Source organism: Miltoncostaea oceani (assembly GCF_018141545.1).
In the GTDB taxonomy this organism is placed as follows: domain Bacteria; phylum Actinomycetota; class Thermoleophilia; order Miltoncostaeales; family Miltoncostaeaceae; genus Miltoncostaea; species Miltoncostaea oceani.
In genome coordinates, this window is record NZ_CP064357.1 from 582,789 (window position 1) to 596,983 (window position 14,195).

Genomic DNA, 14,195 nt, shown 5'->3' on the forward strand with positions numbered 1-14,195 from the left:
GTCATTCTGCCACCGGATGATCGAGGGGCTCGCTCCCGCCTCCCACGGCCACCTCAGATCTTCTTCGGGTTACGTGGACCTCGCCCTCCGGGCCGACTAGGGCGTGGAGAGCTATAGCGGCCACACGATCGGCCTCCCCGACGGATCCATCTACGGAAGGCTGTGCGTCATCGACCGACAGCCGCGAGTCGCGGCAGCGGCGGGGAGCGAACTGTGGAACGCCCTCGCGCGGCTGCTGGCCTGGGGAGCCGACCGCGGGAGGGTCCTCACCGCCGTCGGTCGCGCCCGCGCCGGCCTCTGACCGCAGCCGCCCGCGTCCAACACCGCCCGTTCGGTTGGCGACCCCACCTCGAACGCGACCACCTGGTCCGCGGGCTCGCGGCCCGTGGCGGATCAGTGGGTCTGCCCGCCACCTGCCAGGGCCCCGGATGCGTCGAGACGGGTGAGGACCGCGACAACGTCAGGGCAGAGGCTGCTGCCGGCGATCCCCACACACGACGCAAGTGCCGCCGAGGGCGGCATCGGCGCCCCGCCGATGCCCGCGCAGAGGCAGTCGAAGGTGTCGGCGACCGCGAGGATGCGAGCGCCCTGTGGGATCGCGTGGCCCCTCAACTGCTCGGGTCCGCCTGACCCGTCGAAGCGTTCAGGCCTGGATCGGATCCAGGCGAGCTGTTCGGGGAGGAGAGCCCGGGCGAGGATCTGACTTCCGAGCACCGCCCACCGCGCCGTCGGCTGACGCTCCACAGCACCGGAGGGAGCGGCGATCTGACCGATGTCGTGCAGGAGCGCCGCCTCCCGCAGGAGGATCGTCTCGTGCACCGGCCACCCGAGGCCGGTCGCAAGCCGGACCGAGAGGTCCGCGACCCGTTCGGAGTGGCCGCGGCTCGGGGGATCCACGGATTCGACCGAGTGAGCGAGGGCACGCAACGGCGTGAGGGTCGCCTCCCTGACGCCGGTGACCGGACCGTCCCCTTCACCGTCTGGCGATGACTGGGTGTGACGCACGGATTGGTTGCGGCCCCCGGCTTTCGCCCGGTAGAGGGCGGCGTCTGCGAGCGCGAGTAGCGCATCAGCGTCGGAGGCGGCCAACGAGTCGGCGACACCGGCCGATGCGGTCACGGTGAGGCGCTCACCGACCGGGCGAGCGAAGATGGCGACCCGGATCCTCTCCAGGGCATGCCAGGCGCTTGCCTCTGTGGTGTCAGGCAGGATCCAGGCGAACTCCTCACCGCCGATGCGGGCTACGAGGTCCCCCGGCCGCGCCTCCTCCGCGAGCCGCTTCGCGACCTCACGCAGGACCGCGTCCCCGGTGGGGTGGCCGTGGCGGTCGTTGACACGTTTGAAGTGGTCGATGTCGAGGATCGCGACCGAGAGGCGGCGCCCATGCCGCCGGGCCCGGGCGAGTTCCTCCTCCAGCCGCTCCTGGAAGCTGCGTCGGTTGGCGAGGCCCGTGAGGGCGTCGGTCGCGGCTTGGTGCTCCAGAGACGCCCGGTGCTCTGCGCTGGCGATCGCGAGTCCGACGATCTCCCCGAGCCGCGTCAACCGCTCCTCGGCGTCGTCGGGGACCGCGTGGGGCCTGGGGCTGGTCGCGACGACCGCCCCCCAGAGGCTCCCGTCGACGACGATCGGTGCCGCCACCGAACTGCGGATCGGTATCCGGGTGACGGCGCGCGCGACCTCGCCGTCGAGGCTCGCGTAGTCATCCACCCGCGCGGGTTCGCCCGAGCGCGCAACCCGGGAGAACACGGTGTCGTCGGCGAGGGGAACACGACGCAGGTCCTGGCGCGCGTCGATCTCTGTGGCAGGGGCGATCCAGGACGCCAACAGTTCAGCCGCGTCGGTCGTGAACCGGCCGACCGCACCGATCTCGAGGCCGACGAGGCAGGCGACCTCCCGTGCGAGCGCCGAGAAGATCTCCTCAGGCTGGGCGGCCCCTGCCAGCAGGGTCGAAAGGCGCGCGATGGCTTCGTGCTCAGCGGCGCGTTGCTCTAGCAGCACGCAACACTCGGCGTAGCCGAGTGACGGTGCAGCAAGACCAGCGAAATCGGCGAGGCGCTCTGCGGACGCCTGCGACAGGACACCGTGCCGGCGCGTCACGACATGCAATGCCCCCCAAGATCGGCCACCGAGCACGACCGGAGCTGCGACAGCGCAGCGGTACCCGAACGGCTCGGCACGGACGCGGACGGGGTCCCCTGCATCGAGCGACCAGTAGTCGATGTGCACCGGCCGGGTACCGAGAATGCACGACTCGACGGCGCCGCCGTGGCCTCGCGTCAAGCGGAAGCCCCGATGGGCTGTCTCTTGGGAGGAGCTCCCGAGGACCGTCAGCCTCTCGGGCCCGGCCCTCCACACCAACCCTCCATCACCGCCGACCAGATCAGCCGCCCCACCCGCCACGAGCCGCAGGACCTCCGAGACCGACGATCCCCGAGCCACGGCGCGGGCGACCGAGACGATCCCCGACCGATCATCCTCCCCGCTCACCGCCCACCTCCGGGGTCGACGGTCACTCCCGTCAATCCCGAGCCCCGGGTCACCAAGTGAGGCCGACGCGGCCACGGCCTGCGGCGCACGTCCGGATAGCCCACCGCTGGGACAGCACATCGGTCGAAGGACGCTGGTAACCGGTTCTCTCTGACGTCATCCCAGTGCCGGACGCGCGCCGCACTGCCCCGCCGGTTGCCCCCAACACCTGCCAAGTGGGCGGGTGTCCAGTAACGAACCCCGTCATCCCTCGCCACGTCAGGGACCGGGGGAGGGGCGGCCGGCGGAACCGGAGTCGGCAGGCGATAACCAACACTGTGGCGGGAGCGTTCGCGTCCGAGCGAAAAACCAGGAAGCATTGGGCGGGTCTGCGTCGGTGGCGACAGCCACGCCTCTCACTCTCCCTGAAAGCAACGAGACCCCCCGGATGGCCGGAACGGGCGGGGCCCCCCGACTCGCCCGCGACTCCCCACCAGCCACCTCCCCACCGCGTGTTCGAAAAGTGTCGGTCGTCGCGCCCTCGACGCAGCGAATGGGCGATGAACTCCACAAACCTACCCCATTTGCACGATTGAGTTGTGCTCGATTGAAAGCGTCAAGCACTGGGTGGGACGGGTCCCGGTGACCTGCTGGCACCCTCAGCCTTGTATCGCCGCCGTCCGACGCTCGCCAACGCGCGGGTCCTCCGCGGGGTGACGGCTGGCGGCCGATGGGTGGCTGGCGACCGGAGTTCGCCCAGCTCGGCCTGATCACGTGGGGGGGCGACGAGGTGCGCATGCCGAGCGACCCGACGCCGTCCGAGGTCGAGAACACGCGGCGGGCGGGCGCGCGTCACCACCCGCTCGTGGACCTCGCCGGGGTGCCGCTTGAACACCGACCTGAACAACCTCGACGACACGGAACCACGACCGATGGCGGCAGCCCCCGAGGGGCCGTCCCGTGGACGTTCAGTCAGTGCAACCCTCGGACCGTCGCCAATCCGGTCGGCGCGAACCTCGACGGGTGATCCCCCTGCTCACCCTCGTCGGCGCGGGCCCGACCTCGCGCTCGCGGGCGTCGTCTCGATCGGTCGTTCACCGTCTGGGAGTGCGCCCTGGTGCGTGTGTCGAGCACCGAGCCGGGGCGTACGCTCGCTCGTGAAAATGTTCAGGGGTGCCCGCGGCACGCGCCTCTTCGGTCAGAAGCTGGTGATCATCAGGGGTTCCCGGTCACGCCGGGTCTCGGTACCGGTCCGGCGCCGCCAAGAACCTCAACTCGCGTGCAAAGCCGGGGCTTGCATGGGGCTATTCGAGGGCGCCGCCACTCCCAGAGTCGAGCGTCAAGCCGGACGCGCCGACCATCAGGACGATCAAGCTTCGCCGGTTTCCCGAACGGCTTGACGCCCCGGCGACGGGTCCCCGGAGGGACCCGTCGCCATACCGGTCACGAGTCAGCGCCAGCGGCCCGCGATCTCGAGCGAGTAGTCGGTCAAGGCGGCCTGCAGGAGCGGGCCGAACGTGACGCGGCCCACCCCAAGCGACGCGAGGTGCGCGAGGGAGTGGTCGACCGGGTGGGCGGTGATGTTGACCGGCACAGGCATCGCGGTGACCACGTCGCGCACGAGGTCGTCGTCGGCCTGGATCTTCACCGGGTAGACGCAGTCGGCCCCGGCCTCGACCAGCAACAGCAGCCGGGCGATGCCCTCCTCGCGCAGCGACGCCGGATCGTCGGCGCCCTTGAACACGTCGGTCCGCCCGTTGATCACGAGCGGGACCGAGGCGGCGTCGGCGGCCGCCCGCAGGCCGGCGACATACGCGGCGTGCTCCTCGGGTGCCCGCAGGCGGCCGCCCTCCGAATGGACGGTGTCCTCGATGTTGAGCCCGGCGGCCCCCGCCGCCACGAGGCCGGCGACGAGGTCCTCGGGCCCATGCCCGTAACCCGACTCGAGGTCAACCGACACTGGGACGTCGACCGCCGCGATGATCGGGGTGACCGCCGCGAAGACCTCCTCGAGGGTGAGGTCCTCGCCGTCCTCCGCGCCGAGAGCCGCAGCGAGCGGGTGACTCCCGATGGTAAGGCCGCCGAAGCCGGCGCGGACGGCGGTGCGCGCCGACCACACGTCCCACACCGTCGGCAGCACCAGCGGCCCGTCGCCGCCGTGCATCTCCTTGAGCCGTGCGGCCGCAGCCGCCGCGTTCGGGTCCATGTCGTCTCCTCGTCTGGGTGGGTCCCTGGTGGGCCCGTCGTCGCACCGCACCAGGATGCCCGACACCCGGCGAAGCGACGCATCCACCGGCCCCAGGCCCCCACGGCAGGAGGCGGCGGGGCGCCAATCGCGTCGGCGCGCGCGCAGCCGGCCGGCGGGGTCGGCGGCGACGTCGCCGATCGCACCGGCCGGCTGCTCGGAGCCCGTAGCGTCCCAGCTCTCCCGGTAGCGCCCGATGCGACGCGCGAACGCCCGCTGGAGTGCGGCGTCAGACGCGCCCCCCCGGTCAGCGCGCGGTCCGCACGACGCTCTCGGTCAACTGCTGGAGGGCGTCGCGCAACCTCGAGATGCCCTCGGCATCCAGGCCCATTCCGTCGGCGATGGCCGATGGGATCTCGGTGGCGCAGGCGTCGAGTTCCCGCCCGCGTTCGGTCAGGGTGACGAGGACCGCGCGCTCGTCGTCGGCACGGCGCCGGCGGTTGATCAGTCCCGCGACCTCCATCCGCTTCAACAACGGTGAGAGGGTCCCGTAATCGAGGGCGAGGGCCTGCGCGAGGTCACCGACCGCGACCCCGTCCTCCTCCCAGAGGGCGAGCATCACCAGGTACTGGGGGTACGTCAGCCCGAGGCGCTCGAGCATCGGCCGATACAGGGAGGTCACAGCCCGCGACGCGGCATAGATCGCGAAGCACAGCTGGTCCTCGACCCGTCGCGACGGGTCGAGGCTGGTGTTCTCCGCATGCGGCGGGGGCGTCGTCGGTTCCAACGGGCTCCTCGGATGGTGGGTTGATGTCGACACCGTCAGGGTAGCTCCCCCACGTCCGCCATCACATCGTGCACAAGGTATGTGGGTTCGGTGGACGAGGGCGGCGCCGTACGGGCCGCCCTCCACGACGACGGAAGGGCTTCTCTTGACTGAGATCTCCGCGCGTTCGGGCCTGCTGAGCCGGACCAAGCTGCACGTCGACGACACCGGCGGCGAGGGCCGCCCCGTCGTGTTGATCCACGGGTGGCCCCTGTCGGGGGAGGCTTGGGCGCCGCAGGTGCCGGAGCTCGCGTCCGCGGGGTACCGGGTGGTCACCTACGACCGGCGCGGCTTCGGGCGCAGCGACAAGCCGGGCCGCGGCTACGACTACGACAGCCTCGCCAAGGACCTCGAGAGCATCCTCGACGAACTCGAGCTCACCGACGTCACCCTCGTCGGCTTCTCGATGGGCGGCGGTGAGGTCGCCCGCTACATCGCCAACCACGGTGAGGAGCGCCTTCGGAGCGTCGTCTTCGCCGCGGCGGTGCCGCCCTACCTGATGAAGAGCGACGGCAACCCCGACGGCCCCCTCACCAAGGACGCCGCCGAGGGGATGGAGCAGGGGCTGCGCGACGACCGCGACGCCTTCTTCGAGCAGTTCACGACCACGTTCTTCAGCGCCGATGGCCAGCTCAAGGTGAGCGAGGCCGAGCGCACGGAGGCGGTCGCCCTCTGCCACCAGTCCGACCAGGACGCCGCCCTCGCCTGCATGGAGTCCTTCGGTACCACCGACTTCCGTCAGGACCTCCCGAAGGTCACTGTGCCGACCCTTGTCCTCCACGGCTCCGCCGACGCGATCGTGCCCCTTGAGGGCTCCGGCGCGCGGACCCACCGCGCGATCCCGCACAGCGAGCTGGTCGTCATCGACGGTGGCCCCCACGGCGTGAACGCCAGCCACGCCAGCGACTTCAACCGGGCGCTGCTGGAGTTCCTCAGCCGCTGACGGTCAGGTGCGCCCAAAGCTCCACCCCCGCTGACCGCGCAGGGGTGGAGCAGGGGGCAACCGGAACTGCCTACCCTTCGGCGGTGGGGCGCTGGAGGACCGCGGCTGCGAGCAGGGCCAGGTCGTCGAACGCGGCGACCTGCTCCTCGGTGAGGTCACCGGCGTCCGCGTCCCACGCGCACAAGGTGCCGACGAGGGCGCCGTCGTCCATCCGCAGGGGCGTGGAGACGTACCGTCGGACACCCGGCTCGTCGCCCCGCACGAACGAGGAGTACCCGAACCGCTGCTCCTGGCTGGCGTCCCCGGTGACGATCCGCTCCCCGGACTCGACCACCAGGCGACACATCGAGTCCTCGCGTGGGTGCGGGGCGACCGGGGCGTTATGGCCGGCGATCCGGTGCTGGACCCGATCGTCGAGGATGTGGACGCCCGCCCCGCTGCCGTCGGCGATGTGGCCGGCGAGCCGGACGATCGCCTCGAGCGCCGGGTCTCCACTCCGGGCGAGGATCTCCGAGATCCGGGCCGGCCCGGGCGTCATCGGTTTGCCGCCTCGGCGATCGCGGCTGCGAGCTCGGAGGGCCGCGACAACAGGGGGATGTGGCCGGCGTCCACCTCCACCGTCCGCGTCGCGTTGACGGCCATCCGCCGCTGGAGCGCAGGCGAGAACACCTTGTCCTGCGTCGTCAGGATGTACGTCGACGGGTGCTCCTTCCATCCCAGCGCGGTCGGTGCCTCGCCGAACACCGCCAGTCGGTGCGGGCCGAGGGCGGCGATGATCGGTGCCGCCTGCTCGTCTGTGACGTCGTTGAAGAGGATCGCCTTGGCCCCCACGGGATCCAGGATCGACATCCCTTCCTCGTCGCTTCGGATCGCCGACCCGATGTCGCTCGGCTGTGGGTCCTCACCCATGAGCGACCCCGTCGACTGGCCCTCCTCCGGGAGGATCGCGCAGACGTAGACCAGTTCCTTCACCTTCTCGTTCCCAGCGGAGGCCTCGGTGATGACAACACCGCAGTAGGAGTGGCCGACGAGCACCGCCGGCTCAGCGAACCCTGCAAGCGCCTCGCGAACGGTTGCCGCGTCGTCGGCCATCGTGCTCGGAGCACGCTCACGGGATGGGAGGTCGATCGCAGTCGACGTCACACCCAGCTTGTCGAGCTCCGCCTGGACGAAGCCCCACGCCCACGCGCCACCCCACGCGCCGTGGACCAACAGCACCGGTGCGCTCATCCCGGACCCCCTGACTCGAGGCCGCCACGGTGGCGACCTAGGAGACCGGAAACTACCTTTTGCGCGATGATCTTGTGGAAGAGGCAACCCAAAGGGGGTTCCGGCAGCGAGGAGTCGCCCTGCCGCCCGGGCTCCTGCGACGCGTCTTTTCGTGACGCATTGAGGCCCCGCGGCGTCCGGTGGTCCACGGGCCGTCGTTCCCCGGGGCACGCAACGGCCCGCCGCTCGGAAACGGCGCCGGGCCGAGTGACTTCCACATCGACGAGACGCGCCGGCACACGCCCCGCCGGACTCGGAGCCCTCCTTCCTTGCACGAAAGAAGCCCTATCCGCTCGTGCTCTCGACCTATGGGGCCGCGGCGATCGTGCCAGTACCGGAAGGTCAGAGCGTCGATCTCCTAGCCCGCTGACCCGAACTCGAGCAGGGGGATCCGCTGGACGCGTTCGCGCCCGTAGGGCCCGCCACCCGGCGCGGCCCTCGCCGCGACCGACGTCGGGCCGACCGCTCGCGGCGGGAGCTACACCCTCCGGGGCCGGTGCCTCAACCGGGCGTGGAGCCTCGGTCGGTGATCTCAAGTCCGCCCGCGTCGGTCGATCTCAACGAGGCGGAGTGCGGTGGCACCGACAACGAGCCCCGGGGCCGCTCAGTCAGATTCGGGTCTCTGGCCGCTCCGTCGCAGCCGCCAACGCGTTCCGGTGGGCGTGGCCTCCCACTCGGCCCGTCCCGTGCGTTCCAAGGTCGCTAGTAGCTGCCGAGCTCTCGGAGCTGTGATGTTCGCGGCTTCAGCAACCCGCCAGAGGTCGATCCATCGTCCGGCGTACCGTGGGTGGGCGAGGACGGCTTCCACCGCAGTCAGGGGGTGACCGTCGTTGAGCATGACGGCAGTCACTTTAAGTCGCTACCTACGTCGGCGGTAGATCCCCGGTTGGGCCCTCCGTGCACACCGACTCTCGACTCGACGATGGCCCCCGCACCGGTCGCGAGCCCTCTGCGTTCCCTTGGGGTGCGAGCGCGGCGCGCGAAGAAACCCTCGGGACCTCGATCGCCGACGGTCCCCCAACGAAATGGCGGGGTTGCCCGCCCGGCCCGATGGCAGCGTCAACGGGTGGACGGCGGACAGGCGATGCAAATGGTCGGACCGTGAATCGCCCCGAGCCGCGCGTCACGTCAATCGCGGGGGGCCGAGTGACAGAACGGGTCCCCAAATTTGCTGTACCACCGCCCGACGATATACTTGCCGCTCTCCCGTCGTGCTGATCAGCGAGGGACGTTGAGATCGAGCATCGCCGGGTCCGGTTCAAAGGGACAGCACGGAGACCGGGTGGACGAGGCCGTCGAACGTGCGGCGCTTGCCGTCCTCAACCTGAGGCTCGACCCGGTCTGCGGACGCGTCGCGCCGCCGAAGCCCGATGCGGGCGACTGGCTAGTGGACATCGAGTTGCCCGGTGAGTCCAGCGAGGTCATCAGGGGCTCGACGCCGATCGTCGCCCTGGCAAGTGCCGCCGAATGGGTTGAGCGTGCCCTGCGTGTTCGTCGAGCCGGCTAGACAGATGCCCAAAGCGCGAGAAGCAGGCGCGAACGCTGTCATGCCAGGTGAGAGCGCCTACAGGACCGATCCTGGAACCACGGCACGCCTCGACCTGCGCCCTTTGGTCTGCCGTGCGTGACAGAGGCGGATTCGACCCACCGGTAGACCTCTGGTCGCAGCAGGCGGCCGAGATCGCACTGAGGAGCCTGGTCCGGGACCGCACCATCATCGGGGCCGATGAAGCGTGGCGGCGCCTGCAGAGGCTCACCGCCGCCCAACGAGATTGGGTCATCTCGCGAGTCCAGCTGTGGGAACTGGTCGCAGATCAGCCTGCCGATAGGGTCCCGACGCCGACCCGAGACGCTGTGTTGATCGTCGCCGGAGACCGCATCAACCCAGGCGAGGATGCCCACGATGTCGAGTTGTGGTGTGTTCCCTTCGAGGGTTGGGGCGCCGTCCACCATCTCCACGCATCGCACTGGGTCGTGCCGAGACGGTTCGCGGTGGTCGGTGACGCGCTCATCCAGGCGTCCGGATTGACCGATGCGTCTCTCGTGCTGCCGGGAGAGGCCTTCGATATCCAGGTTCAGCGCCCGCCGCGGTAACGACCGCACGACTCGAAACTGTGATCCGCGGGCGCCGGAGTCGCCCGAGCCGCCGCACGCGTCTAAAGCGGGCCGCCGGACAGACCCCGGGCGCGGTGAGCTGTTCGCGATCAGTAGTCGTGTGCGATCCCGGGCGTTGCGGACGGGTGCGATCGACGACCACTCCACTCATCAGTCGAAGGTGCCGGGGGCGCCTTCACGCTGCAGGTGGCCATTCCCACACCGTCCTGATAGCGGAGACAACGAGGGCACGCTGCTCGGGCGTCAGGCGTCCCAGGCGGCGGGCGGCGTCACCGGCATCCACGTGGGGGAGGTCTCGGGCGAGGCGAGCGAGTTCTCGCAGTGCCCCGTCCTTCGCCCACTCGTTGAGCGGTGGATCTGTCACCTGCCGCCGCGACGCAGACGCGGCGTTGTCCTCTCAAGGCGCGTTCGGCACCTCTCCCTGTAGATCGCGGCTTCCTCGCTCGCGGTGATGCGACCCTAGGCGGAGCGGCGGACGCGAACGTGCTGGCCGCCTCACCTATCAGGCTGTCTGGTGGGCCACCCGACGCCGCGGCCGCCGCCGAGGAGCACGACCACCTCACGCGAGGCCAGCACATCGGGGCCGGCGACGACCAACGGTTGCCGCCTGCGCCGACTCAGAGGTGCCGCGTGACGACCATCGATGTCCCTCATCGCGCGGCGCAGGCCCACACCAGCGAGGCCCGGCCCGGGTCCGGGTACGGACCTTCGATGCCGAAGCTGCGCTCCGAAAGGGGGCGTCGTGACCAGCCATGTCGATGTGGAACGGGGTGCCTGCCGTCGCCGGGCGAGGGGCGTCACTGTCCTTCGCGCGATCCCTCAAGGGTCTAGACGACGAACCTCGGCCGGCAGGGGCTGCCTGCCTTGCGACGTGAAGCGGCGAGGGCTGCGGTGGCCGTCACGGCGCGAGGGGCCGCCCCCGCGATGGCGATCGGCTGCTCCGCGATGTTGATGCGCAGGGCCAACCGCTTCTGGGCGAGCCGCACGCGTCCCTTCGCCGTTCCGAGTGCGACGCCCGTACGAGCCGCGAGCTCGGCGTGGCTGAGCCCCGCGCCGTAGACCAGGGTCAGGGCGTGACGCTGGACGGCCGGCAGCTCCCCGAGCGCCGCCCGCACCTCGCGGGCCTCCCCGCGCGAGATGGTTTGGGTGAGGGCGTCGGGAGCGTGATCCTGCTCGCGCAGCTCGCTGCGGGCGGACACCACCAAACGGTCTTGACGAGCACGCAGGCGCAGGACGTCGACAGCGCCATGATGCGCCACGGCGAGGATCCACGTTCGAACCGTTCCACGCCGTTGGTCGTACTGGCCGCGGGTCCGCCAGATCCGCAGGAACACCTCTTGGGTCAGGTCCTCGGCGGACTCAGGGCAGGTCAGGACCCGGACGCCGACTGCATGGACCGCGTGCCAGTGGCGCCGGAAGAGCTGCTCGAAGGCGTCCCGGTCGCCGAGGCACATGAGTGCCGCGTCGCGTTCATCCGCCGTCGTGCCGAGGGCCGCCTGGATGGTCGTCAGCCGGTGCCCCTGCGCCCTCGTCTCGGCGAGCCGGCCGCGAGTCGGCCGCTGTCGGTGAGGCCGAGGGGACGGGGCGGGTCAAGACTCCTGTCGAGGTAGACGTAGCCTGCGACCGCCAGGCGCCTGATCGCCCGGGGTGCGACGACCGGCGTCAGCTGAGCCAGTAGAGCCGGCTCGGCGAGATCGCGCCACGCCTCCGTCGGCCGACCCAGCTCTTCGGTGGCGAGCATCGCCGAGAGAACAGCGTGGTCGAGGACTCTCACGTCACCCCTCCGTCTCCTGCGCACGGGGGGGCCGCACCGCGGTCCCCTCGCACGGTCGCCCCTCCCCCACGGCGGCCTTCAAGCGGAGGGGCCGTAGCCGGTGGATCGGGAGCGCGAGGCACGCGCACCGACCTTCTCGCCGCCACCGAGGCCCGCGGACTCGATGTTGATGAGAGACCCGTGGGCGAGCAGCATCGTCCGTCTGCTGGAGACCTCGTCACCGCCCTCGAAGTGGGTGCTGATCACTCGGATGCCTCGGCGCCCTCTGCGAGGAACAGCTCGTGAAGTTCATCAATGGACGAGACCACCGTCAGGAACCTATGGACTCCCGTAATGGTCAAGGCGTGGCGCGGGGGTCCCGAGCCGCTCAGAACGGCGAACAGCCGCTCCCCGAGGGACCGGTTGTGGGCGTCGATGAGCACCTTGACCCCCGATGAATCCAGGAAAGTGAGCGCCTGCAGGTCCACGGCGATGGCGCGCGGCCGCGTCGCTTCGATCTGCGCTAGGAGGGCATCCGCGGCCGCGACGCTCGCGAGGTCGAATTCGCCGGTCAACGACAGCATGGCGACGCCATCGTCATGCTCGATACGCCCGTTCAGGACATGACCGAGCGGCACCGTGAGGTCGTCGGGCATGGAACCGTCCGATCGGGACTGGATCGCGGAGCCTGCGAGGTCCGGGCAGGGGGTGCTGGGCAGCATCGTCGGGACTCGGCGACCCCGCGTCAAGTCTCCGACCGATCTGTGACGGTGCGGCCCGGGCCGAGCGGCAACGCGAACCGACGCGGAGGTTGAGCAAAGCCGACGCGTCGACTTCCTCGTCGGGCTTCCGCCGACTTGGCGTCTACGGGTTTGGAATGACGCGTCGGCCGGCGACGACATCGGCGGCCACTTCACCCATGCGTCGCCCCTCCTCGCGGGCGAAGGCACGAAGGAGGTCGAAGGCCTCGTCCATCTCACAGCCCCTGCGTTCGGCGAGGACGCCCTTCGCCTGCTCGATCACGATTCGACTGTTGAGCGCGTGTTGGAGCTGTTGCTGGACGATCTGGGCGTCGACGAGGGCGCGGCTTTGGACGAGGGTGATCGTCGCGACATCGGCGAGGGCTTGGGCGACGGCGAGATCAGGCCCCGCCAGCTCGACCGGTTCGGCGCGGAACAGGTTCATCGCCCCGAGGACCTCGCCGCGCAGTCGCAGCGGGAACGCGTGCGCCGCTCGGAAACCCGCTGCGACAGCGACGGGTGCGAAACGCGGCCACCGGCCCTCCTCGCCCGCGAGGTCAGCCACGTTGAGCGGCGTCCCCGTCGAGCAACAGTCGTGGCAGGGCCCCTCCTCGTTCTGGGTCTGGAAGAGCTCGACCACCTCGGTTGCCTTGCTGGTGGCGGCCACGACATGCAGGCGACCGGACTCCCCGCGAAGGAGGAGGCCCGCGGCGTCGGCGTCCAAGAGCTCTACCGAACGCTCGGTCAGGAGCGTCATGAGCTCAACGACGTCGAAATCCTCGACGAGGTTGTCGACCAGCTCGACGAAGGTGTTCGCCAGGCGCTGCTCTCGGATCACGTGGTTTCCTTCTCCAAAGTTACCCGCGGCGACCTTCACCGACGGGGGCGTTGATCTTCACACAGCCCGCCAACCAGTCGTTAGGCGTAGGCGTCGCATCACGACGTCCCTCGCGACATCGACCACGAGCCGATCCGTGACGAAAGCCTGGGCACGTAGCAACGCCAGGGCGTCGAGGACCCCGACGCCGCACTGGACGCTCACCATGCCCGACGCCTGGTGGACGACCGCGCTGTGCGACGCGAGGGCCTCGAGCTGCGGGTGCACCGACTCGGGGGCGGCGGACGCTTGGGTGATGACGATCAGGGTCGCGGCGATGTCGGCGATGACCTGGAGGTCGCCGCGCTCGCCTGTCGACAGGTCCCCCTCCTCGGCGCGGAAGACGGTGAGTGCCCCGAGATGGGCTGCGCCGACACGGAGGGGAACGGAGAAGACGGCGGCCGCTCCCGCATCCAGGGCCGCTCGGGTGAACGCCGGCCACCGCGACCGCGATCTCGCGAGGTCGGGTTCCGAAACCAGGGCGCCGCCCGTGTGGGCATCGACGCACGGCCCCTCCCCGAACCCGTTCTGCAGGAACTCGAGCTGCTCGGCGACGGCACCGGACCACGCGAGGGGGGTCGGCGTCCCACCGACCAGGATCATGATGCTCGCCCCGGAGACCGACAGGGAACGCGTGGATGCACGGAGGACGCCCGTGACGGGGTCCGCATCGCGTACGGCGCGAAGGACCGCCGCGAGCCGCGTCACCCGCCCCCGATCCCCGAGTTCGGTCATGGGCGCACGGTCGGGATCCCCGTGCTGGTGCCGCGTACCGCGTCCATACGTCTCCTGGCGGTATCGCCGATCGACGCCTTGGGTCCGCAGGCAGCAATCAACGGGCGAGAGCCCGTGCGATGCCGGACACCACATCCGACGCGCCGACCCTAGCGACGGGGTGTCGCACAGTCGAATCGACCTCGCGCTCGACGGCGCGCAAGGGCCCCTGACGACACGACGAATCGAGGTGAAGATCCGATCCAGGCGGGGGCCTACGCCGGCTTCAGGTCTCGAATCTCGAGAG

At 70.4% G+C, this 14,195-nt stretch carries 13 protein-coding genes; 3 read left to right on the forward strand and 10 right to left on the reverse strand.

All coding sequences use genetic code 11. The annotated features are described in order from the left end of the window. Window positions 1-393 precede the first annotated feature (393 nt). The 3 genes from IU369_RS21790 to IU369_RS21800 all read right to left on the reverse strand — a co-directional run bounded on the left by IU369_RS21790 (window position 394) and on the right by IU369_RS21800 (window position 5,438). A complete protein-coding gene (locus tag IU369_RS21790) occupies window positions 394-2,487 on the reverse strand; it encodes a diguanylate cyclase (protein ID WP_217924547.1) in 2,094 nt (697 codons plus the stop codon). 1,429 nt (window positions 2,488-3,916) lie between these two features. Beyond that, window positions 3,917-4,672, reverse strand: a complete 756-nt coding sequence (locus IU369_RS21795) for an isocitrate lyase/PEP mutase family protein (RefSeq protein WP_217924548.1) — start codon at window positions 4,670-4,672, stop codon at window positions 3,917-3,919. A gap of 286 nt (window positions 4,673-4,958) precedes the next feature. Next, window positions 4,959-5,438, reverse strand: a complete 480-nt coding sequence (locus IU369_RS21800; RefSeq protein WP_246551611.1) for a MarR family winged helix-turn-helix transcriptional regulator — start codon at window positions 5,436-5,438, stop codon at window positions 4,959-4,961. A 145-nt stretch (window positions 5,439-5,583) separates the two neighbouring features. On the opposite strand from IU369_RS21800, the gene IU369_RS21805 reads away from it, so the two are divergent. Beyond that, window positions 5,584-6,420: an alpha/beta fold hydrolase gene (locus IU369_RS21805; RefSeq protein WP_246551613.1), complete on the forward strand. Its 837-nt coding sequence runs from the start codon at window positions 5,584-5,586 to the stop codon at window positions 6,418-6,420. Between the two features lie 70 nt (window positions 6,421-6,490). Here IU369_RS21805 and IU369_RS21810 read toward each other — a convergent pair whose 3' ends face one another. Both IU369_RS21810 and IU369_RS21815 read right to left on the reverse strand, forming a co-directional pair. After that, window positions 6,491-6,958 carry a GAF domain-containing protein gene (locus IU369_RS21810; RefSeq protein WP_217924550.1) on the reverse strand — a complete coding sequence of 156 codons (468 nt, stop codon included), beginning with the start codon at window positions 6,956-6,958 and terminating at the stop codon, window positions 6,491-6,493. Beyond that, window positions 6,955-7,638, reverse strand: coding sequence for an alpha/beta hydrolase (locus tag IU369_RS21815; RefSeq protein WP_246551615.1), 684 nt, complete (start codon window positions 7,636-7,638; stop codon window positions 6,955-6,957). Before IU369_RS21815 ends, IU369_RS21810 begins: the two co-directional genes overlap by 4 nt. A 1,333-nt stretch (window positions 7,639-8,971) precedes the next feature. Here IU369_RS21815 and IU369_RS21820 point away from each other — a divergent pair. Both IU369_RS21820 and IU369_RS21825 read left to right on the forward strand, forming a co-directional pair. Then, window positions 8,972-9,196 carry a hypothetical protein gene (locus tag IU369_RS21820; protein WP_217924552.1) on the forward strand — a complete coding sequence of 75 codons (225 nt, stop codon included), beginning with the start codon at window positions 8,972-8,974 and terminating at the stop codon, window positions 9,194-9,196. Window positions 9,197-9,309: 113 nt separating this feature from the next. Continuing rightward, window positions 9,310-9,783, forward strand: coding sequence for a hypothetical protein (locus IU369_RS21825; protein WP_217924553.1), 474 nt, complete (start codon window positions 9,310-9,312; stop codon window positions 9,781-9,783). 848 nt (window positions 9,784-10,631) lie between these two features. Here IU369_RS21825 and IU369_RS21830 read toward each other — a convergent pair. The 5 genes from IU369_RS21830 to IU369_RS21850 form a co-directional block, all read right to left on the reverse strand. Beyond that, entirely contained in the window at window positions 10,632-11,258 is a 627-nt protein-coding gene (locus IU369_RS21830) for an RNA polymerase sigma factor (RefSeq protein WP_217924554.1), read from the reverse strand. Window positions 11,259-11,656: 398 nt separating this feature from the next. Further along, entirely contained in the window at window positions 11,657-11,824 is a 168-nt protein-coding gene (locus tag IU369_RS21835) for a hypothetical protein (protein WP_217924555.1), read from the reverse strand. Beyond that, complete coding sequence (locus IU369_RS21840) at window positions 11,821-12,213, reverse strand: STAS domain-containing protein (RefSeq protein WP_217924556.1); 393 nt, start codon at window positions 12,211-12,213, stop codon at window positions 11,821-11,823. The genes IU369_RS21835 and IU369_RS21840 overlap by 4 nt, the downstream gene beginning before the upstream one ends. Before the next feature lie 208 nt (window positions 12,214-12,421). Continuing rightward, window positions 12,422-13,174: a GAF and ANTAR domain-containing protein gene (locus tag IU369_RS21845; protein ID WP_246551617.1), complete on the reverse strand. Its 753-nt coding sequence runs from the start codon at window positions 13,172-13,174 to the stop codon at window positions 12,422-12,424. Between the two features lie 18 nt (window positions 13,175-13,192). After that, window positions 13,193-13,909, reverse strand: coding sequence for a GAF and ANTAR domain-containing protein (locus IU369_RS21850; RefSeq protein WP_217924557.1), 717 nt, complete (start codon window positions 13,907-13,909; stop codon window positions 13,193-13,195). Window positions 13,910-14,195 lie beyond the last annotated feature (286 nt).

What these genes read in the sequence shown, in the direction of transcription:
- IU369_RS21830 (WP_217924554.1), bottom strand. Translation starts at nt 11,258, where the DNA reads ATGTGCCTCGGCGACCGGGACGCCTTCGAGCAGCTCTTCCGGCGCCAC.
- IU369_RS21795 (WP_217924548.1), bottom strand. Translation starts at nt 4,672, where the DNA reads ATGGACCCGAACGCGGCGGCTGCGGCCGCACGGCTCAAGGAGATGCAC.
- IU369_RS21840 (WP_217924556.1), bottom strand. Translation starts at nt 12,213, where the DNA reads ATGCCCGACGACCTCACGGTGCCGCTCGGTCATGTCCTGAACGGGCGT.
- IU369_RS21810 (WP_217924550.1), bottom strand. Translation starts at nt 6,958, where the DNA reads ATGACGCCCGGGCCGGCCCGGATCTCGGAGATCCTCGCCCGGAGTGGA.
- IU369_RS21850 (WP_217924557.1), bottom strand. Translation starts at nt 13,909, where the DNA reads ATGACCGAACTCGGGGATCGGGGGCGGGTGACGCGGCTCGCGGCGGTC.